The organism is Janthinobacterium sp. GW821-FHT03A03 (genome assembly GCF_059421435.1).
Genome location: NZ_JBWKUZ010000022.1, coordinates 12,252 through 37,710, shown reverse-complemented (window position 1 = coordinate 37,710; position 25,459 = coordinate 12,252). Strand labels below are relative to the sequence as shown.

Genomic DNA, 25,459 nt, shown 5'->3' with positions numbered 1-25,459 from the left:
CCGCACGACCGCTGCCCACCAGCGCGGCCGTGCCAGAGAGGTTATATGACGAACACTATCCTGGAAATGCGCGGGATACGCAAAACATTCCCGGGCGTCGTTGCGCTCGACAATGTCAACCTGCGGGTACGCAGCGGCGAGATCCACGCGATCGTCGGCGAAAACGGCGCCGGCAAATCGACCCTGATGAAAGTGCTGAGCGGCGTCTATGGCCATGGCAGCTATACGGGCGACATCGATTACCAGGGCCAGACGCGGCACTTCCGCGGCATCAAGGACAGCGAAGAAATCGGCATCATCATCATCCACCAGGAACTGGCGCTGGTGCCCCAGCTGTCGATCGCCGAGAATATCTTCCTCGGCAACGAGCCGGCCCATATGGGCGTCATCGACTGGGAATACGCGCAAGGCAAGACGCGCGAACTGCTGCAGAAAGTCGGCCTGAAGGAGTCCCCGGACACCCTGATCACCAATCTGGGCGTGGGCAAACAGCAGCTGATCGAAATCGCCAAGGCGTTGTGCAAGGACGTCAAGCTGCTGATCCTCGACGAGCCGACGGCCAGCCTGAATGAAAGCGACAGCGCGGCCCTGCTCGACCTGCTGCTGGGCCTGAAAGCCCAGGGCATCGCCTCGATCCTGATTTCGCACAAGCTCAATGAAATCTCAAGAGTCGCCGACGCCATCACGGTGCTGCGCGACGGGAACACGGTCGACAGCTTCGACTGCCGCACGGAGCCCGTCAGCGAAGACCGCATCATCGAAAAAATGGTCGGGCGCGAGATGGCCGACCGCTATCCGCCGCGCACGCCCAGCATCGGCGAGACCATTTTCGAAGTGCGCGACTGGCGCGTCTTCCATCCCGAGCATGCCGACCGCCCCGTCATCAAGGGCATCAATCTGCACGCCAAAAAGGGCGAGATCATCGGCATCGCCGGCCTGATGGGCTCCGGGCGTACGGAACTGGCAATGAGCCTGTTCGGGCGCGCCTACGGCCAGCGCATCAGCGGCACGGTGCTCAAGCATGGCCAGGAAATCGACGTCAGCACCATCGGCAAGGCGATCGCCCACGGCCTCGCGTATGTTACGGAAGACCGCAAGGGCCTGGGCCTGATCCTCGAGGAAGACATCCAGAAGAACACCAGCCTGGCCAATCTGGACGCGATTTCGCAGCACATGGTGATCGACGAGCAGCGTGAATTCAGCGTGGCCGAGGAGTTCCGCCGCAAGCTCAAGACCCGTTGCTCGAGCGTGGCGCAGAAGGTGGTCAACCTGTCCGGCGGCAACCAGCAGAAAGTGGTGCTGGCGAAATGGCTGTTTTCGCGCCCCGACGTGCTGATCCTCGATGAACCGAGCCGCGGCATCGACGTGGGCGCCAAGTACGAGATCTACAGCATCATCAGCGAGCTGGCCGCCGAAGGCAAATGCATCATCATGATTTCCTCGGAAATGCCGGAATTGCTGGGCATGTGCGACCGGATCTATGTCATGAACGAAGGCCGCTTCGCGGCAGAACTGAGCGCGGCAGAGGCATCGCAGGAGCGCATCATGCGCGCGATCGTTACACACGGAGAAAACAATGGACAATAAACTGACAGCGGGAGCGGCGGCAGGCCCCCCCCCCGGCACCGCGCCGCAAGCGAAAAGCTATGCCGGCTTCCTGAAAAACAATATGCGCGACTACGGCATGCTGCTCTCCCTGATCGTCATCATGGGCTTTTTTCAGTACATGACGGACGGCACGCTGATGCAGCCGCTGAACCTGACGAACCTGGTGCTGCAAAACAGCTACATCGTCATCATGGCGCTGGGCATGCTGATGGTCATCGTGGCCGGCCATATCGATTTGTCCGTCGGCTCGGTGGTCGGCTTTGTCGGTGCGCTGGCCGCCGTCCTGATCGTCAACTATCACATGCATTTTGTCGCCGCCAGCATCCTCTGCCTGCTGGCCGGCGCCGTCATCGGCGGCGCGCAAGGCTATTTCGTTGCCTTCTTTAAAATCCCGTCCTTCATCGTCACCCTGGCCGGCATGCTGGTCTTCAAGGGCCTGACCCTGGCGCTGCTGGCAGGCCAGTCGGTCGGTCCCTTTCCGGAAGGCTTCCAGATGCTCAGCTCCGGCTTCCTGCCCGACCCGTTCGGCGGCGACAACCTGCGCGGCCTGTCGCTGCTGCTGGGCGTGATCGCCGCCGCGGCGCTGATCGTCACCTCGCTGCGCAGCCGCGCCAAGCAACTGAAACACGGCATGGAAAACGAGCCGCGCGCCTTCTTCCTGCTGAAAAACGCCATCTTCGCGGCTGTGATGGTGTATTTCAGCTACCTGCTGGCGTCGTACCGCGGCTTTCCCAACGTGCTGGCCGTGATGTCGCTGCTCATCGTCGCCTATACCTTCATCACCAACCGCACCGTGCTGGGCCGCCGCGTGTATGCCGTGGGCGGCAACGAAAAAGCGGCGCGCCTGTCCGGCATCAAGACGGAGCGGGTCAGCTTCTACACCTTCGTCAACATGGGCATGCTGGCCGCGCTGGCCGGCCTGATCTTCGCGGCGCGCCTGAACACGGCCACGCCGAAGGCGGGCACGGGTTTCGAGCTGGACGTGATCGCCGCCTGCTTCATCGGCGGCGCGTCGGCCTCGGGCGGCGTGGGCAAGGTGATGGGAGCCGTCATCGGCGCCTTCATCATGGGCGTGATGAACAACGGCATGTCCATCATGGGCATCGGCATCGATTATCAGCAGGTGATCAAGGGCCTGGTACTGCTGGCGGCCGTGTTCATCGACGTGATCAACAAAAACAAATAGACCGGTTCGAGCCTTAGGGGGCTCTGGCCGGCGCTTGCGCCGGCCTTTTTATATATAACGTCGGACAAAAGCGTAGCGAGCGGCAGCAAGTTGGGGCTAAGAAGCGCAGCTGTGCTTTAGCATGGGGCCGCCGAGGCAGTGAGCATCGCAGGCCACAAATTGCCACGCGCAGTAGCTTATGTCAGACGTTAGCCGCCAGCCGCGCCGCCCTATCCCCCCACCACGCCGCCTCCTCGAACACGGAAAAGCCCGACAAATCCGCATGCGCGAACAGGATGGCGCCGTCGTGTTCGCGCAAGGCCTTCAAGCCCGCGTTGCTGCGGAATCCCGGCAAGGGCGCTGCCATGGCGTGACCGCGCACGGTGATGTCGACGCGCTCGACGCAGCTGGCAAAATCGCGCCCATACGCCGTCTTTAAATCGACGCTGGCCAGCGCCAGCAGTTCTTCGGGGCTGGCCGTGTCGAGCCACTTGCGCGCTTGCTGCGGCGTGCGGTCGGACAGTGCCACGTAGGCGCTGAAAACGGTTTTCTCGGGCGGGCGCACGCGGATGTCCTGGTGGGTCGAGACGACATAGCCAAGGCCAGGTTCCTGGTACACCACGTTGTCCCAGCACAGGGGCGCATGCGGCAGTTCGTCGGGAAAGCGTTTAAGTAAAAAATTCGCCACCATCCACGGCGCATACGCGGGCGTATCGCGTTTCGCGTCGAAGCCATAGTCGGCGATGTTCTTCACCACGCGCGCCGCCACGTACAAAGGCATGGCGCAGATGGCCTTGCGCGCCTTGGCCAGATAGGTGCGCGGCTGGCCGTCGACCAGTTCCAGGCACAGCGCTTCCACGCCGTTGGCCGTCGTCGTGAGGGAAACCACCGTGCCCGCGTGGCGCCGGACCTTGGACGCCTGTTCCATGGCCGTGGCGACCGGCTGCATGCCGCCCGGCCAGGTCAGCCAGGCGCCGTTGCCAGCATTGGCAGCCTGGCCCCAGCGGCTGCAGTAGTAATGCAGGCCGGCCCAGGCCGAAACCTGATCGTAGCGCGTGCCGTAATCGTCGCGGCAGCAGTAATTCAGGTACCAGTGCAGGGTGGGCGAGGTATAGCCTTCGCGTTCCATCCACTGCTTCAAGGTGATGGTGTCGAGCGCCTGCCAGGCCGGGTCTTGCGACGACTCCACGGTAGGAAAGACGAAGACGCGCTTGCCATCGTTGCCATGCGCCTGGCGCAGGCGCCGCACCTCGGCAAAGAAGCGCTCATGCTGCGCGAGCTCCTCGGGCGGCACGCCTTCGGTGGGAATGAAGCCGTCCTGCCACTGACCGTTGAACAGCAATCGCTCTTCCGGCGCGTGCAGGATGTAGCGCTCGTCGTAATATGGCTTTTCCGCCTGCGGGTCGCGCTCGATGATCCCCAGGTCGAACAGGATTTCGCGCACATGGGTCGATTCGGGCGACGGCAATGGCAGATAGTGGCCGCCGGTGGGATAGGCCAGGTCGCCGAAGTGGCCGCCGGCTGCGTTGCCATACGGCTGCGGGCCATCGATCATGAGAAAGTCCCTGTGCCCCAGCTTGTTCAAACGCCAGGCAGCCGTCAGGCCCGCGATGCCGGAGCCGAGGATGGCCACGTCGGTGCTCAAGGTACGCGAAGGCGGCGGCAGCGCCGTGCCCTCGCGCAGCAGCTTGCGCAAATAATGCCCCTCGCTGCGGCCCGGATACAGCACTGTCGGCGTGATTTCCTGCCAGCGCAGATACGCGGCGATGCTGCCGATGCCGGCGGCGGCTGCCGCTGTGCCGCCAGCGGCCCACAGCATGAAGGAGCGGCGCTGCATCAGCGGATCACCCGGTTCCAGTCCTGCTCGAATTCATGCACGAGCGACTGGGTATTCAAGCGGTTCGGCGCCATGGGCAGCGGCTGCATGTCGGGCGGGAAGATGAACATCTCGCGCGTGGTGTCCGCATTCAGGTAGCGCATCGGCAGGCGGTATTTCGTCGGCGGTGTGTAGTCGAGCTGGGGCGAGGCGAGGATAAAACCCCATTCGCCGAATGAAGGCACGTAGGCGTGGTAGGGCCAGGTGCGCATGCCCACTTCGCGCAGGGTCGAATTGATGGTCCAGTAGGCGTGCGGGGCAAAGAACGGCGACGTCGATTGCACCACCATCAAGCCCTTGGCCGCCAGGTGCTTTTTCACCAGGTCATAGAACGGCACCGAGTACAGTTTGCCGAGCGCGAAGCTGGACGGATCGGGGAAATCGACGATGGCCGCGTCGAACATGTCGCCGTTGTTGCGCAGCCAGACGGCGGCATCGGCATTGACGACGGTGACGCGCTTGTCCGAGAACGAGCTGTTATTTAACTTTGCCAGTTCCGGGCGCGTGGTAAACGCGGCCGTCATGGCAGGATCGAGGTCGACCACGGTGACGTGTTCGATGTGTGGATAACGCAGGATTTCGCGCAGCGCCAGGCCATCGCCGCCGCCCAGCACCAGCACGCGGCGCGCCCACGGCAAGGCTTCGAGCACGGGGTGCACCAGCGCCTCGTGGTAGCGGTACTCGTCGCGCGAGGAAAACTGCAGGTTGCCGTTGATGTAGAGCCGCGTATCGTCCTTCCAGCGCGTGATCACCAGGCGCTGGTAGGGCGTGGTGGTGGAATACACGATCTGGTCGCCGAACAGGCCGTGTTCGCCCCAGGCCACCATGCGGTCGGACATGGCAAAGCCGGCGACCAGCACCAGCATCACGGCGCAGGCGCGCAGGAAGCGACCCGTGAGATTCTTCAGCTCCGCGCGGAACACGTAAATCGTCCACAGGCCCACGCCCACGTTGAGCATGCCGAACAAAAAGCCCGTGCGCACCAGGCCCAGGTAGGGCGACAGCACCAGCGGAAACAGCAGAGAGACGGCCAGCGCACCCAGGTAATCGAAGGTGAGCACGCGGCTGACCAGTTCGGAAAACTCCGTCTGGCGCGAGTTCAGGGCGCGCATCACCAGCGGCACTTCCATGCCGACCAGTGCGCCGATCAGGAACACCATCACATACAATAAGGTGCGAAATGGCGCGGCCATCCACGAGAACGTCATGAACAGGATGGCGGCCGACAGGCCGCCGATCAGGCCCACGGCCAGTTCGATGTCGACGAAGCGCGAGAGCACGTCGTCGTCCCGCACATACTTGGAAAAGTGAGCGCCCACACCCATGGCAAACAGGTAGCAGCCGATGATGGTGGAAAACTGCAGGATGGAGTCGCCGAGCAGGTAGCTGGACATGGCGCCGGCGATCAGTTCATACGCGAGGCCGCAGGAGGCGACCACGAAGACGGACAAAATCAGAATCTTTTTGTTCATTGGACTTTTTTTTGTTCTAATATGCGTTGACGTTATCAAATACTCATTGCGAGGAAAGCCGTGCCCGCCATCCTAAACTATCTGATCCATCTTATACTGGCCGCCGCGCTGCTGATTGCCTTTTTTATCATCTACACGCGCGTCACGCCGTATAACGAAGTGCTGCTGATCCGACAGGGCAACCAGGCGGCGGCCCTGTCGCTGGGCGGCGCATTGCTGGGCTTTTCCGCCACCATCGCCTCGTCCCTCATGCACACGGCCGACTACCAGCAATTCTTCGCCTGGGCCTTTGGCGCCATGGTGGTGCAATTGCTCGCCTATGTGGTCACCACGCGCCTGCTGCGCATGTCGAAGGACCAGATCGAATCGAACAACAGCGCTTTCGGCGGCCTGCTGGGCGCCATTTCCCTGTCGATCGGCGCCATCAACGCCGCCTGCATTTCCTGACACCGCTTTATCTTATTCAAGGACATCCATCATGAGCCTCGGCAGCTTTATCAAGAAGCAGTTTATCGACGTACTGCAGTGGAACGAAGAGACAGAAGGCGTGCTGGCCTGGCGCTTCCCCATGCAGGATTTCGAGATCCAGAACGGCGCCATCCTGAACGTGCGCGAATCGCAGGTCGCCGTCTTCGTCAATGAAGGCAAGATCGCCGACGTCTTCGGTCCCGGCACACACAAGCTGACGACGCAAACGTTACCGTTGCTGACCAACCTGAAAAACTGGGACAAGCTGTTCGATTCACCGTTCAAGTCGGACGTGTATTACTTCAGCACCCGCGTTCAGACCGGCCGCAAGTGGGGCACGCCGCAGCCGATCACCATCCGCGACAAGGATTTCGACATGATCCGCGTGCGCGCCTTCGGCATGTATTCGTACCGCATCGCCGACGCCCGCACCTTCTTCACCGAGATCAGCGGCACGCGCGAAGTCTATACGCGCGCCGAAGTGGAAGATCAATTGCGCGGCATTCTGATGTCGAGCATGGCCAGCTCGCTGGGCGGCGCGAATGTGCCCTTCCTCGACATGGCGGCCAACCAGGCGCTGATGGCGCAGGAGGTCAAGGATGGCCTGGCGCAGGCGTTTGCCCGCTACGGCGTGGGCCTCGATGAATTCAACGTGGCCAGCATCAGCCTGCCCGAGGAATTGCAGGCGGCGCTCGACGAGCGTATTTCCGCCGGCATGAAGGGCGGCCTGGGCGCCGACAAGATGAGCGGCTACACCAAATTCCAGGTGGCCAACGCCATCCCGCTGGCGGCGCAGAACGAGGGCGGCATGGCCGGCATCGGCGCAGGCCTGGGCGCCGGGCTGTCGATCGGCCAGGTGATGGCGCAAAGCATGGGCAATGCGCTGCAGCAGCCCGCCCCGGCACCCGCTCCGGCGGCGCCACCTGCCGAGGAACCGATCGAGGCGCGCCTGGAAAAACTCAAGGGTTTATTGGACAAGGGACTCATTTCGCCGGCCGACTACGACGGCGCCAAGGCTGAACTGCTGAAAAAACTGATCGGCTGATTAGAGCGAAATACGACTGCATGCAAACTGTTTCCTGTCCCAGCTGCGGCGCGGAAGTGCATTTCCGCTCGCATGCTTCCGTGCTCGCCGTGTGCGAGTACTGCCACAGCACCATCCTCAAGGACGCCGATGCCGTCAGGGACCTGGGCAAGATGTCGGCCGTCCTGGAAGACTATTCGCCCGTCCAGATCGGCACGGCCGGCGTGCACGACGGCGTGCACTTCACCGTTGTCGGGCGCATCCAGCAGCGCTACAGCGCCGGCACGTGGAACGAGTGGTATCTGCTGTTCGATGACGCCAGCACGGCGTGGCTGGGCGACTCGTCCGGCCTGTACACGCTGACGCGCGAGCGCGGCACGCAAGGTACTTTACCCGTCTTTGGCGAGCTGGCGCCCGGCAAGCGCTACACAATCTGCGGCGAGCCCTACACGGCAGCCGAGATCCGCAACGCCGAATGCATCGCCGGCCAGGGCGAATTGCCCTTCAAGGTGGGCGCGGGCTGGCGCATCCAGGTGGCGGACTTCCGCAACTACGCCAGCTTCGTCACGCTCGACTACACGGATGGCCCGCAACCGGTCGTCTACCAGGGCGTCGCCGTCACCCTGGACGGCCTGCAATGCCAGCTGCTGCGCGACGACGAGGCCATCGCCAAGAGCGCCGGCAAGTACCGCGGCAAGCTTGATGCACTCGACTGCCCGTCCTGCGGCAGCGGCATTCAATATGTACCCGGCGCGGCGGCGCAGCTGGTGTGCCCCGCCTGCCATGCGCAGCTCGACGCCAGCGGCCCGGAAGCGCAGGTGCTGGCCATCGGCAAGCAGGTGCACGAGAACGCCGACATCACGCTGGAGCTGGGCGCCAGCGCGAAGATCAGCAATGTGGATTTCACGGTGATCGGCATGATGCGCCGCGCCGACGACGAAGGCAGCGAGTGGAACGAATACCTGCTGTACAACGCCCGCGCCGGCTTCTTCTGGCTGGTGGAGACGGACGAGGGCTGGTCACGCTCGAACGTGCTGCCGAACTGGCCCAACTGGGCCTCGCTGGACGCCGCCAGCTGCACGCTCGATGGCGCCACCTACCGCAAACTGTACGACTACGGCTCGCAGGTCGTGTATGCGGCCGGCGCCTTCAACTGGAAGGTGGCCGTCGGCGACAGTGCGCGCGTGTTTGAATTCGAACAGGGACAAACAAAATTGGCGGCAGAGCTCAGCAACGAGGAAATGACCTGGTCGCGCTCCATGCCCGTCGCCTATGACCAGATGGCCGCCTGGTTCGGCGCCGCCTTCCATGGCGGCACCAAGGTACAGAATATCCAGATGAGCCACTGCGGCATCGCCAAGGTCTTCATCGTCATCGTGCTGGTCTTGAATGCGATCCCCATGTTCGTGTCGTTCTCCAGCACCTTGATGTGGAGTTTGCTGGGATGCCTGGCGCTGTTCCTGCCGGCCGTTTTTCTCGACAAAAATGCAAAGAATCCCCCATGAGTAAATACGTGATCTACGCCCTGATGGTGACGTTCTCCGTTACGGCCGCCAACTGGGTGCGCATGTTCAAGGTGGCCGGCAGCGGCAGCAGCGGCGGCAGCAGCTGGAGTTCGCGCACGGGCGGCGGCGGCGGCAGCTATGGCGGCGGCTCCAGCGGCGGCAGCCACAAGTAAGCATGACAGCCACACCGCATCTGCCCCTGGGCACCCATCTGCTGGCCGACCTGTCAGGCATTCACGCCGAATCCCTGCGTGACTGCGACGCGCTCGAAGGCCTGTTGCGCAATGCCGCTATCATCGCCGGCGCACAGGTGTTGCACGGCCATTTCCACAGCTTTGGGCCGGGCCACGGCGTCACGGGCGTGCTGTTGCTGGCCGAGTCGCACATTTCGATCCACACCTGGCCGGAATGCGGCTTTGCCGCCGTCGACATCTTCATGTGCGGCGCGGCCCGGCCGCAGCTGGCGCTGGACACCATCCAGGATGCGCTGCAGGCGCCGCATTGCCAGTTGCAGTCCGTGCGCCGCGCACCGCCAGGACATCCATAGCGGCGCTGGTGGATCGCGGAGGGATCGCTTACACTGTCGGCTGATCCTCCAACCGTGACTTCCATGCGCCGTTCCGCCCTCCTTGCCCTGCCCCTGCTGCTGCTGGTTTCCGCCTGCAACGACTACACGGCGCCCAGCCTGTACCAGGCCACCACGCCCGAGTGCAAGACGTGGACGGAAGGCTCGCGCTTCGAACTGCCGCGCGGTATCAGCATCTACGCCACGCCGCCCGTCACCTTGAAAGAGGGCGGCACGGAACTGGCGCTGATCTTCACCTTGCCCGTCGGTACCCAGGCCAGCTTCACGCGCCTGTCCTTCCTGCTGGAAGAACCGCACAAGCAGCCGTTCGCCGAGGCGAAAGTGCTGACCATCTACCAGCGCGGCATGAACCAGAAGGCAGAGATCGTCGACGTCATCGAGCAGTTGCCCATCATGTTTGCCGCCGTCGGCAACAGCAAGGAAACGCAATGGCGCTTGCGCCTGCAACTGCCGCGCCAGTTGCCGCAGCGCTTCGATTTATCCATGCCCGACATGCTCGTCGCCGGCAAGCGCTATCCGGTGCGCACGTTTACGTACCGCTATTTCCCCGAGCGCCAGGCTTACGGCATGTGCAGCTGAGCCACACCGTCCATTGACGACGGCGCAAGCCGCTGGCACACTGGCGTTTTCCATCACACAACAGGAGTAGACAACATGCGCCATTCGGATACTGCCGTGCTGTCGGCTGCCTGATCACCATCGTTCCAGTCTGCATTCATACAGCACTGACCTCGTTTTACCCTTGCGCGTGATCGCGTAGCCGACTTCCCCTTTTTTCGTGCCAGTCATTGCGACTGGCGGTGCCTGCACGCGCAGGCTACACGTCCGCACGCGGACGATAGAATAAGGAATCACGCTACCATGATCGCATGCGATTTTGCGCAACTACGCCCCATCGGACTGCAGCAGGCCATCGCCAGCGCTGCCGCCCACCTCGACTTCTCGTCTTCCACCGCGCAGCTGATGCGCGTGAGCGCCGTGCATCGCGATAGCATCGGCGTGCACGATGGCGCCAGCGAACGCGCAGCACAGATCCTGCCGCGCCTGCAGCATGCATTGCAGCAGCAAGACACCACACTGGCCGTCGACGACTGGGTCGCCACCGATGCCGATGCTGCTGCACACGGCTCCCTGTGGATAACCGAACGCTTATCCCCAGCCAGCCAAATCGCCCGGCGCGGCAATGACGGGCGGCGCCAGGTGCTCGCCAGCAATGTCGATACGGCCCTGCTGGTGATGGGACTCGATGGAGACTTCAACCCGCGCCGCCTGGAACGCTATCTGGCCATCGTGCTGGCGGCGCATGTGACGCCCGTGGTGGTGTTGAGCAAGGCCGACGTGGCCGACGACGTGCCGGGCAAGCAGGCGCTGCTCAGACAGCGCCTGCCGCAGCACGTACCGCTGTTTGCCATCGACACGCGCCATGCGTATGACGTGGCCATCCTGGAACCCTGGCTGGGTGCCGGCCAGACCCTGGTGCTGCTCGGTTCATCGGGCGCCGGCAAGTCCAGCCTGACCAATACCCTGTGCGCGGCGGATCAAGCGACCAATGGCGTGCGCCACGGCGACGGACGCGGCCGGCATACGACGACAGCCCGCTCGCTGCACCTGTGCGCGGATGGTGCCTGCATCATCGACACGCCGGGCTTGCGCAGCTGGCAAGCCGATGCCGATGCCGATACGCTGGCGGCCACGTTTGACGACATCGCGGCGCTTGCCGCAACGTGCCAGTTTCGCGATTGCCAGCATGCCAGCGAACCCGGTTGCCAGGTCCGTGGCGCCGTCGATGGGGACCGCCTGCGCAACTATCACAAGCTGCTGCGCGACGCCCGCCGCAGCGAGGAGACGCCGCTCGAGCGCAGCGCAGCGCGCGCCAAGTGGAAAGTGACGATGAAGGCCTTCAGGCAACGTGACAAGGATGGAATGGCGTGAACAGCCGAGCCGCAGCCAGGATGCTGGAATATATCAAAGTTGCAATTGAGAAATATGCAAGGTATAGTCAAATGCACTACCAACAGAGATGCCCCGCACGCAATGCGCGCGGTCCGCCAACCATGACATGAGGATGCACTGTGTTCAAGGGAAAAACCGTTTTACTACTGAGTACATTGTCAGCTTGCCTGTTCGCCAGCAGCTCGCTGTTCGCGCAGAAGCTGATCGTGCCGCAAGAGATTCACCATGCCGACAAAGTCTACACGCTGGCGTTTACCGCGCCGCAGGGTCGCAACAGCAAACGGGCCTTGTATGAATATACGACGAATGGCGAAGCGGTGAAAAAATGGAGCAGCCTGATTACCATACTCTACGAAGGCAATTCCAAGACCGATCCCTTGGACTTCTCGGCCGCCCTGCTCAAGTCGCTGGCAGCCACCAAGCCGGAACCCATTTCCTCCGTCACTGTCGAGAACGGCCACGTGCTGATGCGGTCGGTATATGAACCGGATGCGACCAACCCCGTGTATGAATCGAACGTCAGCAAGAGCTTTCATGGCGCTGCCGCCTGTGGTGGCCTGCTGCAGTTTCAATATGCGGTAAAGACACCGGCGGGCGCGGACCAGTCAGCGGCGGGCAGGCAGGCTAGCCTGAAGCTGGTCAATGAGGGCAATGCCAGCCTGGCTGCCCAGTTGCGCGATAGCGCCTGGCAGCCAAGCTGCGAATAAGCCAAGCGGCTGAAGCATAAAAAAGGCAGCCCGCAGGCTGCCTTTTTGTATTACTGCATGCGAGCAAATTAATGCTTGCGCAGCTTCTGGATCGCTGCCAGTTGCGCAATCGCGCTGGCCAGCTCGGCTTGCGCTTGCGCGTAGTCGATGCCCGAATCCTTGTTGTGGATATTTTCTTCCGCCAACTTCTTCGCTTCCAGCGCTTTCGCTTCGTCGAGGTCGTGACCGCGGATCGCGGTATCGGCCAGGACGGTCACGGTATCCGGTTGCACTTCCAGCAGGCCGCCGGCAACGAAGACGAACTCTTCTTCAGCCTGGCCGACTACCTTGATGCGGACCGCGCCCGGACGGATGCGGGTAATCAAAGGCGTGTGGCGTGGGTAGATACCCAGCTCGCCCTGTTCACCCGGCAACGCGACGAATTCTGCTTCGCCTGAAAAAATCAGTTCTTCAGCGGAAACCACGTCAACGTGAATTGTGTGTGCCATGTGTGTCCTATCGGGTTGAAGAACCCCGCCGTCTAACGGGCGGGGTTAGGCCCAGACTTAACTTAGTTAAGTTTCTTGGCTTTTTCGATTGCTTCTTCGATCGTGCCGACCATGTAGAACGCTTGTTCCGGCAGGTGATCGAGTTCGCCCGAAGCGATCATTTTGAAGCCCTTGATCGTGTCTTTGAGCGAAACGTATTTACCGGGCGCGCCGGTAAAGACTTCAGCGACGTGGAAAGGCTGCGACAGGAAACGCTGCATCTTACGTGCACGGGCAACCAGCAGTTTGTCTTCCGGTGCCAGCTCGTCCATACCCAGAATCGCGATAATGTCGCGCAATTCCTTGTAGCGTTGCAGGGTCGTTTGCACGGCACGCGCGGTGTCATAGTGCTCTTGACCAACGATCAACGGATCGAGCTGACGCGAGGTCGAATCCAGCGGGTCCACGGCTGGGTAGATACCCAGGGAAGCGATGTCACGCGACAGCGCAACGGTCGAATCCAAGTGAGCAAACGTGGTAGCAGGCGACGGATCGGTGTAATCATCGGCTGGAACGTAGACGGCCTGGATCGAGGTGATCGAACCGGTCTTGGTCGACGTAATACGCTCTTGCAGACGGCCCATTTCTTCCGCCAGGGTCGGTTGGTAACCCACAGCCGACGGCATACGGCCCAGCAGTGCCGATACTTCGGTACCGGCCAGCGTAAAGCGGTAGATGTTGTCGACGAAGAACAGAACGTCCTTGCCTTCATCACGGAACGATTCAGCGATCGTCAGGCCGGTCAGCGCGACGCGCAGACGGTTACCTGGCGGTTCATTCATCTGACCGTAGACCATCGCGACCTTGGAGTTCTCCGGGTTTTCCAGATCGACCACTTTCGCGTCAGCCATCTCGTGGTAGAAGTCGTTACCTTCACGGGTACGCTCACCGACGCCGGCGAACACGGACACGCCGCTGTGCGCCTTGGCGATGTTGTTAATCAGTTCCATCATGTTCACGGTCTTGCCTACGCCAGCGCCGCCGAACAGACCCACTTTACCGCCTTTTGCAAACGGGCACACCAGGTCGATCACCTTGATGCCGGTTTCCAGCAGTTCTTGCGATGGCGACAGTTCGTCGTATGCGGGAGCGGTGCGGTGGATCGACGCGATCTGCTCGTGCGACACGGGGCCGCATTCGTCGATCGGGTTGCCCAGCACGTCCATGATGCGACCCAGGGTTGCTTTACCGACTGGCACCATGATAGGTTTGCCGGTGTTCTGGATCATCATGCCGCGACGCAGGCCATCGGACGAGCCGAGTGCAATGGTACGGACAATGCCGTCGCCCAACTGCTGTTGTACTTCCAGGGTCAGTTCCGAGCCTGCCATCTTCAAGGCATCAAATACCTTAGGCATCGCGTTGCGGGGAAACTCAACGTCCACCACAGCGCCGATACACTGAACGATTTTGCCATCAGCCATGTTCGTTCCTTCAATATAGTTAAATTCGTTTAAACCGCAGCCGCACCGGCGACGATTTCGGAGAGTTCTTTGGTAATCGCAGCTTGGCGGGTCTTGTTGTAGATCAGCTTCAATTCGCCGATCACACTACCCGCGTTGTCGCTTGCAGCTTTCATCGCGACCATCCGTGCCGATTGCTCGGACGCCAGATTCTCCGCGACTGCCTGGTACACCAGCGCTTCTACATAGCGCTCCAGCAATTCGTCGATGATGCTTTGTGCATCCGGCTCGTAGATGTAATCCCACGAGTGTGCGCTCTTGTCGGCGACCATTTTGTCAGCCGTCAACGGCAGCAACTGTTCGACCACTGGTTCCTGCTTCATCGTGTTGATGAATTTGGTGTAGCACAGGTACACTGCGTCGAGCTTGCCAGCCTGGAATTCTTCGAGCATGACCTTGACAGGTCCGATCAATTTATCCAGGTGCGGCGTATCACCGGTTTGAATGGCAGAGGCGACGATCTTGACGCCGATGCGATTCAAAAAACCCAAACCCTTGTTACCGATGGCAACTGCTTCAATCCGGTTGCCAGCTGCTTCCAGCTCGCGCGACTTCGACGTCACCTGGCGCAGGATGTTGGTGTTCATGCCGCCGCACAGACCCTTGTCGGTCGTGACAACGATGAAACCCACTGCCTTCGCTTGCGTACCCTGGGCAGCTGCCAGGAACGGGTGCGTGTATTCCGGATTGGCGGTCGCCAGATTGGCGGCGATATTCCGAATCTTGTCACTGTAGGGACGGGCGGCCCGCATCCGGTCTTGCGCCTTGCGCATTTTGGACGCGGCGACCATTTCCATCGCCTTGGTGATCTTCTTCGTATTCTCTACGCTCTTGATCTTGCCTCGTATCTCTTTGCTTGATGCCATGAGTCCTTACTCCTTCTGCGCGTAGGGCGGCGCCTCACTCGAGGCGGGCGCCGCCTGGCCGCTTAATATGCGCCGGATTTCTTGAAATCAGCAATGGCCGCCGACAGAGTTGCTTCGCTGTCTTTGTCGAGTTGCTTGGTTTCTTCGATCTTGGCCAGCAGAGCAGCTTGCTTGGTCTTCATGTAAGCGTGGACACCAGCTTCGAACGACAGCACTTGCTTGACTGGCACGTCGTCCATGAAGCCTTTGTTCACCGAGAACAGCGATACGGCCATCAGCGAGATCGACAGTGGCGAGTATTGGGCTTGCTTGAGCAATTCCGTCACGCGGGCACCACGGTCCAGCTGCTTGCGGGTCGATTCGTCCAGGTCCGAAGCGAACTGCGCAAACGCGGCCAGTTCACGGTACTGCGCCAAGTCGGTACGGATACCGCCGGACAGGTTTTTGATGACCTTGGTCTGGGCGGCGCCACCGACGCGCGATACGGAAATACCGGCGTTAATCGCAGGACGGATACCGGCGTTGAACAGCGAGGTTTCCAGGAAGATCTGACCGTCGGTAATCGAAATCACGTTGGTTGGAACGAATGCGGACACGTCGCCAGCTTGCGTTTCAATGATCGGCAGAGCCGTCAGGGAACCGGTCTTGCCTTTGACGGCGCCGTCGGTGAACTTCTCGACGTAGTCGGCGTTCACGCGTGCTGCGCGTTCCAGCAGGCGGCTGTGCAGGTAGAACACGTCGCCTGGGTACGCTTCGCGACCTGGTGGACGGCGCAGCAGCAGCGAGATTTGACGGTATGCAACAGCTTGTTTGGACAGATCATCGTAGACGATCAGTGCATCTTCACCGCGGTCACGGAAGTATTCGCCCATGGCGCAACCGGAGTACGGCGAGATGTATTGCATGGCGGCCGATTCCGAAGCGGAAGCGGCGACAACGATGGTGTATTCCATCGCGCCGTGCTGTTCCAGCGAGCGCACGATGTTCTTGATCGACGAGGCTTTTTGGCCAATCGCGACGTAGATACACTTCATGCCCTGGCCTTTTTGATTGATGATCGCATCAATCGCCACAGCCGACTTGCCGGTTTGACGGTCGCCGATGATCAGTTCGCGCTGGCCACGGCCAACTGGAACCATCGCATCGATCGACTTCAGGCCGGTTTGCATCGGTTGCGAAACGGATTCACGGGCGATCACGCCCGGGGCGATTTTTTCAATCGCGGCCGTCAGTTTGGTCTCGATGGCGCCTTTGCCGTCGATCGGCTGGCCCAGCGCGTTGACTACGCGGCCAAGCAGCTCAGGACCGACTGGCACTTCCAGAATGCGGCCGGTGCATTTCACCGTGTCGCCTTCGGAGATGTGCTCGTAGGCACCCAGAATCACGGAACCGACGGAGTCGCGTTCCAGATTCATTGCCAGGCCAAACGTGTTGCCTGGGAATTCCAGCATCTCGCCTTGCATCACGTCCGACAAACCGTGGATGCGGCAGATACCGTCGGCAACGGAAATAACCGTGCCTTGATTACGCACTTCAGCGCCGCCGTCAAGACCTTGGATCCGGCTCTTGATCAACTCGCTGATTTCAGATGGGTTGAGTTGCATACTAACTCCTAAAAGTGTTTCTCTCAGCTTGCGCGAGGGGTAAGGGTCTGTCTAAGCTGGCCTGCCGAAGCGCGTGTCTTACGACACCAGTGCAGCGTGCAGTTGCTGCAGCTTGGCGCGCACCGAGGTATCGAGCACTTGGTCGCCAACAACCACGCGCACGCCGCCGAGCAGCGATGGATCCACTGTGACGGCAGGGTTGAGCTTACGACTGAATTTCTTTTCCAGCGTTGCGACCAGCTCGGCCGTTTGGCCTTCGCTCAGATCGAAAGCGCTCGTGATCTCGGCGTCAGCCGCACCTTCCACACTATTTTTCAAGGTGTGGAATTGCGCGCCGATTTCCGGCAGCAGGCTGATGCGGCCATTTTCGATCAACATGGTGACGAAGTTTTTCACTTCCTCATTGAGCGGCGATTTCAACAACGACAGGATGGTGGCGGCGACGTCGCTTTCCGAAACTTTCGGATTGCGCGCGTACGCCTGTACCTCGGGGTGGCTACCGATCTGTGCCAGTTCGGACACCAGTTCGGACCACGCCGCGAGGTTGCTTGACTCCTTACCAGCTTGGGCTACGCGGAACAAAGCTTCCGCGTAGGGACGGGCGACGGTTGCGAGTTCTGCCATGATTACAGCTCGACAGCAAGACGCTGCAACATTTCGGCGTGAGCCGTTGGGTTTACTTCACGCTTCAAGATCTGCTCGGCACCCTTGACAGCCAGGTCAGCCACCTGAGCGCGCAATTGTTCGCGTGCTTTCGACAGTTGCTGTTCGGCGTCCGACTGGGCTTGCGCAATGATACGCGCAGCTTCAGCTTGTGCATTTTGCTTGATCTCTTCAGCAACCAGCTGCGCGCGCTTTTCAGCGTCCGCAACGCGTTGCGAAGCTTCTTCACGTGCACTGTTCAATGCCTCTTGCGCACGCTTTTCAGCGACAGCCATCGAAGCCTGACCTTGATCGGCCGCAGCCAATCCATCCGCGATTCGTTTGGCACGCTCATCCAGCGCGTTGTTCAGCGCTGGAAATACGAACTTCATCGAGAACCAGACCAACACCGCGAAGGTGATCATCTGGCCGATGAGCGACATATTGATGTCCATACCTTTGCTCCTAACTAAAAGTTTCTCCTAGGGTTGGAGCGAATTACTGAGCAACAGCCGTCAGAGCGGACAGGAACGGGTTAGCGAACGTGTACAGCAGAGCAACACCAACGCCGATCATCGAGATAGCATCCAGCAGACCAGCGATAACGAACAGTTTGGTTTGCAGTTGTGGCATCAGTTCTGGTTGACGTGCCGACGCTTCCAGGAATTTGCCACCCAAGATAGCGAAGCCCAGAGCGGTGCCGATTGCGGCCAGGCCGATGATGATTGCTGCTGCCAGAACGGTCATGCTTTGTACTTGTGCGATCAGAGCTTGCATAAAATTCTCCTAAATTTAAAAACGAAAGATACTAAAAAAACAAAATATAAAGTTAAAGATTAATGTTTCTCAACCGCAAGGCTCAGATACACAACCGTCAACGCCATAAACACAAAAGCTTGCAAAGTTACAATCAAGATATGGAAAATTGCCCATGGACCACCCAACGCCCACTGTGCCCACCAAGGCAACAACGCGATCAAGATGAAAATCAGTTCGCCGGCATACATATTGCCGAACAGTCGCAGCGACAGGGAGATCAGTTTTGCAACCAGCTCAACCATTTGCAGCAGGAAATTGACGGGTGCCAGGGCAATCGTGCCGATCAGGCCGCTCGCATGGAACGGCGCCGTGAACAGTTCCTTGATCCAGCCGCCCAGGCCCTTGGCCTTGATCGAGAAGGCAATCACGCACAGCACGACGGACAGCGACATGGCGAAGGTGTGATTGACGTCGGCGGTCGGCACGGCGCGCAGTTTATGCACGCCAAACCAGCTCAGGATCTTCGGCAACAGGTCAACCGGCAGGAAGTCCATCGCGTTGAGCAGCCAGACCCACACAAAAATCGTGATGGCCAGCGGCGCGATGACCTTGCTTTTCGCGTGGAAGGCCCCATTAATAGTGTCATTGACGATTTCCATGACCATTTCGACGAAGTTTTGCAACTTGCCAGGGACACCAGCCGTCGCGCGGCGCGACGCCATGTAGAAAACAGCCAGGAAAACGAAGCCCAGAATGGCCGAAATCCAGAACGTATCCAGATTGATCATGCCGTCGGCACTTCTCAGGTGGGCCAGATGGTGACTGATGTATTCTGTGGCGTTGGCCGGGGCAGCATGGCCCGCTTCAATAGCGTGTTCTGTGGTCATAATGAATTTAGATTTGTCGTTTCAGAGCACAACAGGCCCCAAAACCAATGATTAAACAGCGAGCAATGAAAACCAGTATGCTAAGGTTGCCACCGCGAAACCCAAGATCAGCCATAACCAGGCGGCCGACTGAAACAACACCAGTGCCAATATAAACAGCACCGCTGTGATAAATATTTTCACCACTTCTGCGCGCAAATGCGCCCGGAATGCCTTGTTGGCGTCGCTGGAACCGCGAACGACCAGCATGGCATACACCAGGCTACCGATGACTGCGATAGCGCCGCCGTAAGCGGCGGACCAGCCTTTGACACTGCCACCAAAAAACAGGGTGACCGTTGCAAAACTGATAGCGATTGCAAGCTGCAGAGCAACTACTTTGTAGACTGGTTTGGCAATATTTTGTTGTGAATCACTCAATTACCAAGTTCCCAGAAAAATCTACACACGCAAAGACACGGGATTATAGTTGGCTTTGATCTATAGAGTCAAACGTTGCTGCACCGCAGCAGGGCAATTGCTGCGCGAAACTGACGCTTTACCGACTATTCGCCGCCATTTGCGCCACTATGTGGCAAAGCCGCTTGCCGGGCCGCTTCCAGCCGTGTTATCAAGGAATCACGTGATGCGCCCGGAAAGCGTGGCCAGCTTGTCCAGCCCGTTTCTCAACGCACCGTTCCGCTGCTTTGCCAACTTGCTATTTAACCACGCAAACGGGTCAACAAGCCATCGAGCACGTCAAGATCGGCAAAATCGATGACCAATTGACCACGGCCTTTGTTGCCCATCTTGAACACCACGGGCGTGGCCAGCGCATCGGACAGCTCTTCTTCCAGGCGCGCGATGTCACCGGACTTTTCCTTTTGCCGCGGCTCGACCGGGTTGGTCGCTTCCTCAAGCGTGCGGGTCACCAGCTTTTCCGTTTCGCGCACCGACAGGCGCTTGGCCACGACCTGATTCGCCAGCGTAATCTGAGTGGCCGCATCGACGGCCAGCAGCGCGCGCGCATGGCCCATGTCGATATCGCCGGCCATCAGCATGGTCTGCACGGGGCTGGCCAGATTCATCAGGCGCAACAGGTTCGACACGGCGCTGCGCGAGCGTCCCAGCGCAGTGGCCGCTTGCTCATGCGTAAAACTGAAGTCGGCGATCAGGCGGTGGATGCCCTGGGCCTCTTCCAGGGGATTCAAGTCCTCGCGCTGGATGTTCTCGATCAGCGCCATGGCCGCGGCGGCCAGGTCGTCCACATCGCGCACCAGCACCGGCACTTCCATCAAACCGGCCAGCTGCGAGGCGCGGAAGCGGCGTTCGCCGGCGATGATTTCATATTTAACAAGTCCGCTCAGGGTATCCTGGCCTATCGGGCGCACCAGGATAGGCTGCATCAACCCCTGCGCCTTGATCGAGGCGGCCAGTTCATTGAGCGCGCCCTCGTCCATGCGCGTGCGCGGCTGATATTTGCCGGCTTGCATTTGTGACACGGGCAAGTTCGACGGTTGATGCGTGTCCGGACTGGCGAAGTCGCCGCCGCCGCCCAACAGCGCATCGAGTCCGCGACCCAGTCCTTTTAGTTTTTTCGTAGCCATGCTGTCCTAATCGTGTTTTCAGAGTAAGCGCTCACATCACATTGCGTTCGCGCTTGCTCCTTGTTTACATATGTTTGATGCGTTCGACCATTTCGGCGCCGAAGGCGATATATGCCTGGGCACCTTTCGAGCTCGGGTCGAAGGTCACGCCGGGCAAGCCGTACGATGGCGCTTCGGCCAGGCGCACGTTGCGCGGAATAATGGTGGTAAACACCTTGTCGCCGAAATGCTGTTCCAGCTGGGCCGACACTTGTTGCGATAATGTCATGCGCGGATCGAACATCACGCGCAACAGGCCGATGATCTTCAGGTCGGGGTTCAGGTTGGCGTGCACCTTCTTGATGGTGTTGACCAGATCGGACAGCCCTTCCAGCGCGTAGTACTCGCACTGCATCGGGATGATCACGCCATGCGCGGCGCACAGGCCGTTCAGGGTCAGCATCGATAGTGCCGGTGGGCAATCGACCAGGATGAAATCGTATTCGCCGTCCACTTCGGCCAGCGCATCCTTCAGGCGGCGTTCGCGGTTATCGAGTTCGACCATCTCCACTTCGGCGCCGGCCAGCTCGCGGTTCGACGGCAAGACATCGAAGCGCCCCGCTTCCGAACGCTGGCGTGCCGTTTTGACATCGGACTCGCCCAGCATCACCTCATAGGTCGACGCCGTCAGGCCGGCCTTGTTGATGCCGGCGCCCATGGTCGCATTGCCCTGCGGGTCGAGGTCGACCAGCAGCACGCGCTGGTTCAACTTGGCCAGACCGGCGGAGAGGTTGACGCTTGTTGTGGTTTTACCAACACCACCCTTTTGATTTGCTACACAAAAAATTTTGGCCATGTATCTTCTAGTTGTAAAGAGATGCAAACATCATCGTGCGCCCCGGCATCAGGCCGAAACGATTTATACTGTTTATTTCGTTTATACGATATAAATCATTTATATGGTTTATATTATTTATACCGTATAAACTATTTATACTTTTTATTTCCGCTTTTCAGACTCTTGCTATAAAGACCAGATGACGCTCTGCATTTAGCCCTGGCACCTGGATAGCCCGCAATTGCGTCACTTGCCAGTCTGCCGGCAGTCTCTCTCTCTCGTCTGGCGGCGCCACGCCTTTCAAGGCGATGAATTGGCCGCCCTCGGCCAGCACATGGTTCGACCAGTTGACGAAGTCGGACAGGTCGGCAAAGGCGCGCGAGGTGATCACGTCGAATTTCTGCTGCACTTCCAGCTGCTCCACGCGCTTCGTGTACACCGTGACGTTGGCCAGGCCCAGTTCGGCCTTCACTTGCGTCAGGAAGGCCGTCTTCTTGTGCACCGTGTCGATCATCGACACCTTCATATCGGGCCGCGCGATGGCCAGCACCATGCCCGGCAAGCCGCCGCCGGCGCCCACGTCGAGCACATTCTTTGCATCCGCGAACGCCGGCACGGCGGCCAGCGAATCGAGTACGTGCAAGGTCAGCATCTGCAGGGGATCGCGCACCGACGTCAGGTTGTACACGCTGTTCCATTTGGCCAGCAAGGCCAGGTAATCGAGCAGTTTTTCCGTCTGATCCGCGCTCAGGTCCAGCCCCAGCGCGGCGATGCCTTCATTCAAAATCTGGGCAAGTTGCGCCCGGTCAAACTGCTTCATTCAACAACCTCGTCCTTTAAAGTGGTGGTCTGCGCGGCGCCGAAGCCGCGCTTTTTCAGGTGCACCAGCAGCAGCGAAATCGCCGCCGGCGTCACGCCCGAAATGCGCGATGCCTGGCCCAGGGTTTCCGGGCGCTGCTTGTCGAGTTTTTGCCGCACTTCGACCGACAGCGCAGCGATGTCCAGGTAATTAAAACCTGCCGGCAAGGCCAGGTTTTCATAGTGTTCATGGCGCTCGATTTCCTTGCTCTGGCGCTCGATGTAGCCCGCATATTTGAGCTGGATTTCCACCTGCTCGCGCACGGCGGGGTCTTCCACGCCGGGCCCGGCCAGCGCCTGGCCTTCGATGCCCGTCATGCTCATCAGGGTGTCGTAGGCCACGTTCGGACGGCGCAGCAGGTCGGCCAGCGAGTACTCGCGCTCGAGGGCCTGGCCGACGATGCGTTCCGACTCGGCGGCCGCCAGGATGCGCGGATTGACCCACGTGGAACGCAGGCGCTCAAGCTCGCGCGCCACCGCTTCGCGCTTAGTCTCGAACGCTTGCCACTGGGCGTCGCCCACGCAGCCCAAGGCGCGGCCGATTTCCGTCAGGCGCATGTCGGCATTGTCTTCGCGCAGGCTCAGACGGTACTCGGCGCGGCTGGTAAACATGCGGTACGGTTCCTGCACGCCCTGGGTGATCAGATCGTCGACCAGCACGCCCAGATAAGCCTCGGAGCGGCCCGGTACCCAGGCGTCCTTGTCCTGCGTCAGCAAGGCCGCATTCAGGCCCGCCAGCATGCCTTGCGCGGCCGCTTCCTCGTAGCCCGTGGTGCCGTTGATCTGGCCGGCGAAGAACAGGCCGGCAACGGCCTTCGTTTCCAGCGAGGCCTTCAAGCCGCGCGGGTCGAAATAATCGTATTCGATGGCATAGCCGGGACGCAGGATGTGCGCGTTTTCCATGCCCTTCATCGATTGCACCAGGGCGATCTGTACGTCGAACGGCAGGCTCGTGGAGATGCCGTTCGGATAGAACTCATGCGTCGTCAAGCCTTCCGGCTCGAGGAAGATCTGGTGCGATTCCTTGCCCGAGAAACGGTGGATCTTGTCTTCGATCGACGGGCAATAACGGGGACCCACGCCTTCGATCACGCCCGTGTACATGGGGCTGCGGTCCAGGCCGGCGCGGATGATGTCGTGCGTCTGCGCGTTCGTGTGCGTGACCCAGCACGGCACCTGGCGCGGGTGCATGGCCGTGTTGCCCATGACGGAGAACACGGGCACGGGATCGAGGTCGCCCGGCTGTTCCTGCATCACGGAAAAGTCGATCGTGCGGCCGTCGATGCGCGGCGGCGTGCCCGTTTTCAAGCGCCCCTGCGGCAGTTTCAGCTCTTTTAACCGGGCGGACAGCGAGATGGCGGGCGGATCGCCGGCGCGACCGGCCGAATAATTATTCAGGCCCACGTGGATCTTGCCGTCGAGGAAGGTACCGGCCGTCAGCACCACGGCGCGCGCCAGGAACTTCAGGCCGATCTGCGTCACGGCGCCGACGACGCGGTCGCCTTCGACCATCAAATCATCGACCGCCTGCTGGAACAGCCACAGGTTGGGCTGGTTTTCCAGGCGCGTGCGGATGGCGGCCTTGTAGAGAATACGGTCGGCCTGGGCGCGCGTGGCGCGCACTGCCGGGCCTTTCGAGGAATTCAGGATGCGGAACTGGATGCCGGACTCGTCGGTGGCGATCGCCATCGCGCCGCCCATGGCATCGACCTCCTTGACCAGGTGGCCCTTGCCGATGCCACCGATGGAAGGATTGCACGACATCTGGCCCAGTGTCTCAATATTATGCGTGAGCAATAGCGTCTTCTGCCCCATGCGGGCGGAAGCGAGGGCCGCCTCGGTACCGGCGTGACCACCACCGACAACGATGACGTCGAATTCTGTAGGAAATAACATGATAAATAGGTAACAGTGCAGGTAAAAATGTGAGGATTGAGCTCCGATTATAGAGTCTTTTTGCAAGCGCAACCTTACGCGGGTCACTTTTTGCTTAATTTTTACTCAGCAAGGGCATGACAAGGGCTGTTTCTGTTTCACGTGGAACACGAATCGCGTCCTGGCCCGGGCTGCGGCAACCGTCAATGTTTGCTACAATTGCCGCGTCGTCCGCAAGGTCACGCCAGTGGCCGGCGCGACGATCCTCCAGGAGGACGGCCTCCCCCATCATGGGAACATACCGGGACGGCCCGCTCTGTATAAGGAGCCGCCATGGCCTGGATACTTTTAATTATTGCCGGCATGCTTGAAGTCGTGTGGGCATATTCGATGAAACTCTCCGCGGGTTTCACCAGACTCACCCCCTCCGTTGTCACCGTCGTCATGATGATCGCCAGCTTCGGCTTGCTGTCGCTGGCCATGCGCACCCTGCCCCTGGGCACGGCCTACACCATCTGGACCGGCATCGGCGCCGTCGGCGCCTTCATCGCCGGCATCGTCTTTCTGGGCGAACAAGTCAACGCCATGCGCGTGTGCGCTGCCGTGCTCATCGTGTGCGGCATCGTGCTGATGAAACTGTCATCGAGCCATTAAGAGGAATCTCCATGCTCCTCGAAAACTATTTCCCCGTCCTCCTGTTCATACTGATCGGTATCCTGGTCGGCATCGTGCCCATGCTGCTGGGACGCGTGCTCGGTCCGCACAAACCCGACGCACACAAGCTGTCGCCGTATGAATGCGGCTTCGAAGCATTCGGCGATGCGCGCATGAAGTTCGATATCCGCTTCTACCTGGTCGCCATCCTGTTCATCCTGTTCGATATCGAAGTCATCTTCCTGATGCCGTGGGCGGCCAACGTCAACGCACTGGGCTTGCCCGGCTTCTGGGCCGTCATGGGTTTTCTCGCCGTATTGACCATCGGCCTGGCCTACGAATGGAAACGCGGTGCGTTGGAGTGGGAATGACAGACCTGCTCCTGCTCAAGCTGCTCATGGGTGTCGGCCCGGCTGCTGGCGGCGGTGTCCGGCGTGGCGCTCGTCGTGAGCCAGGCGCCGGCCAGCCGCTTACCGGGCACAAACGGTTCCACGTGGAACATGCGCGGAGCCGGAAAGCGGAGTAAGCTTGGCTTCTGTTCCTCGCCAGGAGTACGC

At 60.3% G+C, this 25,459-nt stretch carries 27 protein-coding genes; 12 read left to right on the top strand and 15 right to left on the bottom strand.

The window, feature by feature from the left end; translation table 11 throughout:
* Positions 1 to 45 precede the first annotated feature (45 nt).
* A complete protein-coding gene (gene mmsA / locus AC07VI_RS25495) occupies positions 46 to 1,587 on the top strand; it encodes a multiple monosaccharide ABC transporter ATP-binding protein (RefSeq protein ID WP_086144326.1) in 1,542 nt (513 codons plus the stop codon).
* Positions 1,577 to 2,794, top strand: a complete 1,218-nt coding sequence (gene mmsB, locus AC07VI_RS25490; RefSeq protein ID WP_492992052.1) for a multiple monosaccharide ABC transporter permease — start codon at positions 1,577 to 1,579, stop codon at positions 2,792 to 2,794. The genes mmsA and mmsB overlap by 11 nt, the downstream gene beginning before the upstream one ends.
* A 181-nt stretch (positions 2,795 to 2,975) precedes the next feature.
* Here mmsB and AC07VI_RS25485 read toward each other — a convergent pair whose 3' ends face one another.
* Together AC07VI_RS25485 and AC07VI_RS25480 are read right to left on the bottom strand one after the other, a co-directional pair.
* Positions 2,976 to 4,610, bottom strand: coding sequence for an NAD(P)-binding protein (locus tag AC07VI_RS25485; RefSeq protein ID WP_492992050.1), 1,635 nt, complete (start codon positions 4,608 to 4,610; stop codon positions 2,976 to 2,978).
* Entirely contained in the window at positions 4,610 to 6,121 is a 1,512-nt protein-coding gene (locus tag AC07VI_RS25480) for a polyamine aminopropyltransferase (protein WP_086144323.1), read from the bottom strand. Before AC07VI_RS25480 ends, AC07VI_RS25485 begins: the two co-directional genes overlap by 1 nt.
* Before the next feature lie 60 nt (positions 6,122 to 6,181).
* On the opposite strand from AC07VI_RS25480, the gene AC07VI_RS25475 reads away from it, so the two are divergent.
* The 8 genes from AC07VI_RS25475 (at position 6,182) to AC07VI_RS25440 (ending at position 12,364) form a co-directional block, all read left to right on the top strand.
* Positions 6,182 to 6,568 (top strand): DUF350 domain-containing protein, encoded by a 387-nt coding sequence (locus AC07VI_RS25475; RefSeq protein WP_070288892.1) that lies wholly within the window; start codon positions 6,182 to 6,184, stop codon positions 6,566 to 6,568.
* A gap of 31 nt (positions 6,569 to 6,599) precedes the next feature.
* Positions 6,600 to 7,634 carry an SPFH domain-containing protein gene (locus AC07VI_RS25470; protein ID WP_492992047.1) on the top strand — a complete coding sequence of 345 codons (1,035 nt, stop codon included), beginning with the start codon at positions 6,600 to 6,602 and terminating at the stop codon, positions 7,632 to 7,634.
* A 20-nt stretch (positions 7,635 to 7,654) separates the two neighbouring features.
* Positions 7,655 to 9,118 carry a DUF4178 domain-containing protein gene (locus AC07VI_RS25465; RefSeq protein ID WP_099374821.1) on the top strand — a complete coding sequence of 488 codons (1,464 nt, stop codon included), beginning with the start codon at positions 7,655 to 7,657 and terminating at the stop codon, positions 9,116 to 9,118.
* Positions 9,115 to 9,291 (top strand): hypothetical protein, encoded by a 177-nt coding sequence (locus AC07VI_RS25460; RefSeq protein ID WP_157792409.1) that lies wholly within the window; start codon positions 9,115 to 9,117, stop codon positions 9,289 to 9,291. Before AC07VI_RS25465 ends, AC07VI_RS25460 begins: the two co-directional genes overlap by 4 nt.
* A 2-nt stretch (positions 9,292 to 9,293) precedes the next feature.
* Positions 9,294 to 9,665, top strand: coding sequence for an adenosylmethionine decarboxylase (gene speD, locus AC07VI_RS25455; RefSeq protein WP_086144320.1), 372 nt, complete (start codon positions 9,294 to 9,296; stop codon positions 9,663 to 9,665).
* Positions 9,666 to 9,728: 63 nt separating this feature from the next.
* Complete coding sequence (locus AC07VI_RS25450; RefSeq protein ID WP_086144319.1) at positions 9,729 to 10,283, top strand: hypothetical protein; 555 nt, start codon at positions 9,729 to 9,731, stop codon at positions 10,281 to 10,283.
* A 282-nt stretch (positions 10,284 to 10,565) separates the two neighbouring features.
* Entirely contained in the window at positions 10,566 to 11,636 is a 1,071-nt protein-coding gene (rsgA, locus tag AC07VI_RS25445; protein ID WP_492992044.1) for a ribosome small subunit-dependent GTPase A, read from the top strand.
* A 140-nt stretch (positions 11,637 to 11,776) separates the two neighbouring features.
* Positions 11,777 to 12,364: an HI_0983 family protein gene (locus AC07VI_RS25440; RefSeq protein WP_494808828.1), complete on the top strand. Its 588-nt coding sequence runs from the start codon at positions 11,777 to 11,779 to the stop codon at positions 12,362 to 12,364.
* Positions 12,365 to 12,432: 68 nt separating this feature from the next.
* Here the strand turns inward: AC07VI_RS25440 and AC07VI_RS25435 are convergent, their stop codons facing one another.
* The 13 genes from AC07VI_RS25435 to mnmG form a co-directional block, all read right to left on the bottom strand.
* Positions 12,433 to 12,852: a F0F1 ATP synthase subunit epsilon gene (locus AC07VI_RS25435; protein WP_065307860.1), complete on the bottom strand. Its 420-nt coding sequence runs from the start codon at positions 12,850 to 12,852 to the stop codon at positions 12,433 to 12,435.
* 62 nt (positions 12,853 to 12,914) lie between these two features.
* On the bottom strand, positions 12,915 to 14,315 hold the full coding sequence (atpD, locus tag AC07VI_RS25430; RefSeq protein WP_034752705.1) for a F0F1 ATP synthase subunit beta: 1,401 nt from the start codon (positions 14,313 to 14,315) through the stop codon (positions 12,915 to 12,917).
* A gap of 29 nt (positions 14,316 to 14,344) precedes the next feature.
* A complete protein-coding gene (gene atpG, locus AC07VI_RS25425) occupies positions 14,345 to 15,220 on the bottom strand; it encodes a F0F1 ATP synthase subunit gamma (protein ID WP_086144317.1) in 876 nt (291 codons plus the stop codon).
* 62 nt (positions 15,221 to 15,282) lie between these two features.
* Positions 15,283 to 16,824, bottom strand: coding sequence for a F0F1 ATP synthase subunit alpha (gene atpA / locus AC07VI_RS25420; RefSeq protein ID WP_034752701.1), 1,542 nt, complete (start codon positions 16,822 to 16,824; stop codon positions 15,283 to 15,285).
* A 78-nt stretch (positions 16,825 to 16,902) separates the two neighbouring features.
* Positions 16,903 to 17,448 (bottom strand): F0F1 ATP synthase subunit delta, encoded by a 546-nt coding sequence (locus tag AC07VI_RS25415; RefSeq protein ID WP_076564768.1) that lies wholly within the window; start codon positions 17,446 to 17,448, stop codon positions 16,903 to 16,905.
* A gap of 2 nt (positions 17,449 to 17,450) precedes the next feature.
* Positions 17,451 to 17,921 carry a F0F1 ATP synthase subunit B gene (locus AC07VI_RS25410; protein ID WP_071325906.1) on the bottom strand — a complete coding sequence of 157 codons (471 nt, stop codon included), beginning with the start codon at positions 17,919 to 17,921 and terminating at the stop codon, positions 17,451 to 17,453.
* Between the two features lie 43 nt (positions 17,922 to 17,964).
* Positions 17,965 to 18,243, bottom strand: coding sequence for a F0F1 ATP synthase subunit C (atpE, locus tag AC07VI_RS25405; protein ID WP_034752695.1), 279 nt, complete (start codon positions 18,241 to 18,243; stop codon positions 17,965 to 17,967).
* Positions 18,244 to 18,302: 59 nt separating this feature from the next.
* A complete protein-coding gene (gene atpB / locus AC07VI_RS25400; RefSeq protein WP_046681851.1) occupies positions 18,303 to 19,112 on the bottom strand; it encodes a F0F1 ATP synthase subunit A in 810 nt (269 codons plus the stop codon).
* A 51-nt stretch (positions 19,113 to 19,163) separates the two neighbouring features.
* Positions 19,164 to 19,532 carry an ATP synthase subunit I gene (locus tag AC07VI_RS25395; RefSeq protein ID WP_076564767.1) on the bottom strand — a complete coding sequence of 123 codons (369 nt, stop codon included), beginning with the start codon at positions 19,530 to 19,532 and terminating at the stop codon, positions 19,164 to 19,166.
* A gap of 281 nt (positions 19,533 to 19,813) precedes the next feature.
* Entirely contained in the window at positions 19,814 to 20,698 is an 885-nt protein-coding gene (locus AC07VI_RS25390) for a ParB/RepB/Spo0J family partition protein (protein WP_086144316.1), read from the bottom strand.
* Between the two features lie 64 nt (positions 20,699 to 20,762).
* Positions 20,763 to 21,533, bottom strand: coding sequence for a ParA family protein (locus AC07VI_RS25385; protein ID WP_086144315.1), 771 nt, complete (start codon positions 21,531 to 21,533; stop codon positions 20,763 to 20,765).
* Between the two features lie 157 nt (positions 21,534 to 21,690).
* Positions 21,691 to 22,335 (bottom strand): 16S rRNA (guanine(527)-N(7))-methyltransferase RsmG, encoded by a 645-nt coding sequence (rsmG, locus tag AC07VI_RS25380; protein WP_086144314.1) that lies wholly within the window; start codon positions 22,333 to 22,335, stop codon positions 21,691 to 21,693.
* Positions 22,332 to 24,269, bottom strand: coding sequence for a tRNA uridine-5-carboxymethylaminomethyl(34) synthesis enzyme MnmG (gene mnmG / locus AC07VI_RS25375; RefSeq protein ID WP_086144313.1), 1,938 nt, complete (start codon positions 24,267 to 24,269; stop codon positions 22,332 to 22,334). The genes rsmG and mnmG overlap by 4 nt, the downstream gene beginning before the upstream one ends.
* Positions 24,270 to 24,581: 312 nt before the next feature.
* Here mnmG and sugE point away from each other — a divergent pair, with 312 nt between their 5' ends.
* Complete coding sequence (sugE, locus tag AC07VI_RS25370) at positions 24,582 to 24,902, top strand: quaternary ammonium compound efflux SMR transporter SugE (RefSeq protein WP_492992035.1); 321 nt, start codon at positions 24,582 to 24,584, stop codon at positions 24,900 to 24,902.
* Between the two features lie 11 nt (positions 24,903 to 24,913).
* Positions 24,914 to 25,273 carry an NADH-quinone oxidoreductase subunit A gene (locus tag AC07VI_RS25365; RefSeq protein WP_086144311.1) on the top strand — a complete coding sequence of 120 codons (360 nt, stop codon included), beginning with the start codon at positions 24,914 to 24,916 and terminating at the stop codon, positions 25,271 to 25,273.
* Positions 25,274 to 25,459 lie beyond the last annotated feature (186 nt).

What these genes read in the sequence shown, in the direction of transcription:
- AC07VI_RS25365 (WP_086144311.1), top strand. Translation starts at nt 24,914, where the DNA reads ATGCTCCTCGAAAACTATTTCCCCGTCCTCCTGTTCATACTGATCGGT.
- atpE (WP_034752695.1), bottom strand. Translation starts at nt 18,243, where the DNA reads ATGCAAGCTCTGATCGCACAAGTACAAAGCATGACCGTTCTGGCAGCA.
- atpB (WP_046681851.1), bottom strand. Translation starts at nt 19,112, where the DNA reads ATGACCACAGAACACGCTATTGAAGCGGGCCATGCTGCCCCGGCCAAC.
- AC07VI_RS25385 (WP_086144315.1), bottom strand. Translation starts at nt 21,533, where the DNA reads ATGGCCAAAATTTTTTGTGTAGCAAATCAAAAGGGTGGTGTTGGTAAA.
- mmsA (WP_086144326.1), top strand. Translation starts at nt 46, where the DNA reads ATGACGAACACTATCCTGGAAATGCGCGGGATACGCAAAACATTCCCG.
- atpD (WP_034752705.1), bottom strand. Translation starts at nt 14,315, where the DNA reads ATGGCTGATGGCAAAATCGTTCAGTGTATCGGCGCTGTGGTGGACGTT.
- AC07VI_RS25465 (WP_099374821.1), top strand. Translation starts at nt 7,655, where the DNA reads ATGCAAACTGTTTCCTGTCCCAGCTGCGGCGCGGAAGTGCATTTCCGC.
- AC07VI_RS25470 (WP_492992047.1), top strand. Translation starts at nt 6,600, where the DNA reads ATGAGCCTCGGCAGCTTTATCAAGAAGCAGTTTATCGACGTACTGCAG.
- rsmG (WP_086144314.1), bottom strand. Translation starts at nt 22,335, where the DNA reads ATGAAGCAGTTTGACCGGGCGCAACTTGCCCAGATTTTGAATGAAGGC.
- AC07VI_RS25450 (WP_086144319.1), top strand. Translation starts at nt 9,729, where the DNA reads ATGCGCCGTTCCGCCCTCCTTGCCCTGCCCCTGCTGCTGCTGGTTTCC.
- rsgA (WP_492992044.1), top strand. Translation starts at nt 10,566, where the DNA reads ATGATCGCATGCGATTTTGCGCAACTACGCCCCATCGGACTGCAGCAG.
- AC07VI_RS25480 (WP_086144323.1), bottom strand. Translation starts at nt 6,121, where the DNA reads ATGAACAAAAAGATTCTGATTTTGTCCGTCTTCGTGGTCGCCTCCTGC.
- AC07VI_RS25485 (WP_492992050.1), bottom strand. Translation starts at nt 4,610, where the DNA reads ATGCAGCGCCGCTCCTTCATGCTGTGGGCCGCTGGCGGCACAGCGGCA.
- AC07VI_RS25460 (WP_157792409.1), top strand. Translation starts at nt 9,115, where the DNA reads ATGAGTAAATACGTGATCTACGCCCTGATGGTGACGTTCTCCGTTACG.
- atpG (WP_086144317.1), bottom strand. Translation starts at nt 15,220, where the DNA reads ATGGCATCAAGCAAAGAGATACGAGGCAAGATCAAGAGCGTAGAGAAT.
- sugE (WP_492992035.1), top strand. Translation starts at nt 24,582, where the DNA reads ATGGCCTGGATACTTTTAATTATTGCCGGCATGCTTGAAGTCGTGTGG.
- AC07VI_RS25415 (WP_076564768.1), bottom strand. Translation starts at nt 17,448, where the DNA reads ATGGCAGAACTCGCAACCGTCGCCCGTCCCTACGCGGAAGCTTTGTTC.
- AC07VI_RS25435 (WP_065307860.1), bottom strand. Translation starts at nt 12,852, where the DNA reads ATGGCACACACAATTCACGTTGACGTGGTTTCCGCTGAAGAACTGATT.
- AC07VI_RS25390 (WP_086144316.1), bottom strand. Translation starts at nt 20,698, where the DNA reads ATGGCTACGAAAAAACTAAAAGGACTGGGTCGCGGACTCGATGCGCTG.
- speD (WP_086144320.1), top strand. Translation starts at nt 9,294, where the DNA reads ATGACAGCCACACCGCATCTGCCCCTGGGCACCCATCTGCTGGCCGAC.
- atpA (WP_034752701.1), bottom strand. Translation starts at nt 16,824, where the DNA reads ATGCAACTCAACCCATCTGAAATCAGCGAGTTGATCAAGAGCCGGATC.
- AC07VI_RS25410 (WP_071325906.1), bottom strand. Translation starts at nt 17,921, where the DNA reads ATGGACATCAATATGTCGCTCATCGGCCAGATGATCACCTTCGCGGTG.
- mmsB (WP_492992052.1), top strand. Translation starts at nt 1,577, where the DNA reads ATGGACAATAAACTGACAGCGGGAGCGGCGGCAGGCCCCCCCCCCGGC.
- mnmG (WP_086144313.1), bottom strand. Translation starts at nt 24,269, where the DNA reads ATGTTATTTCCTACAGAATTCGACGTCATCGTTGTCGGTGGTGGTCAC.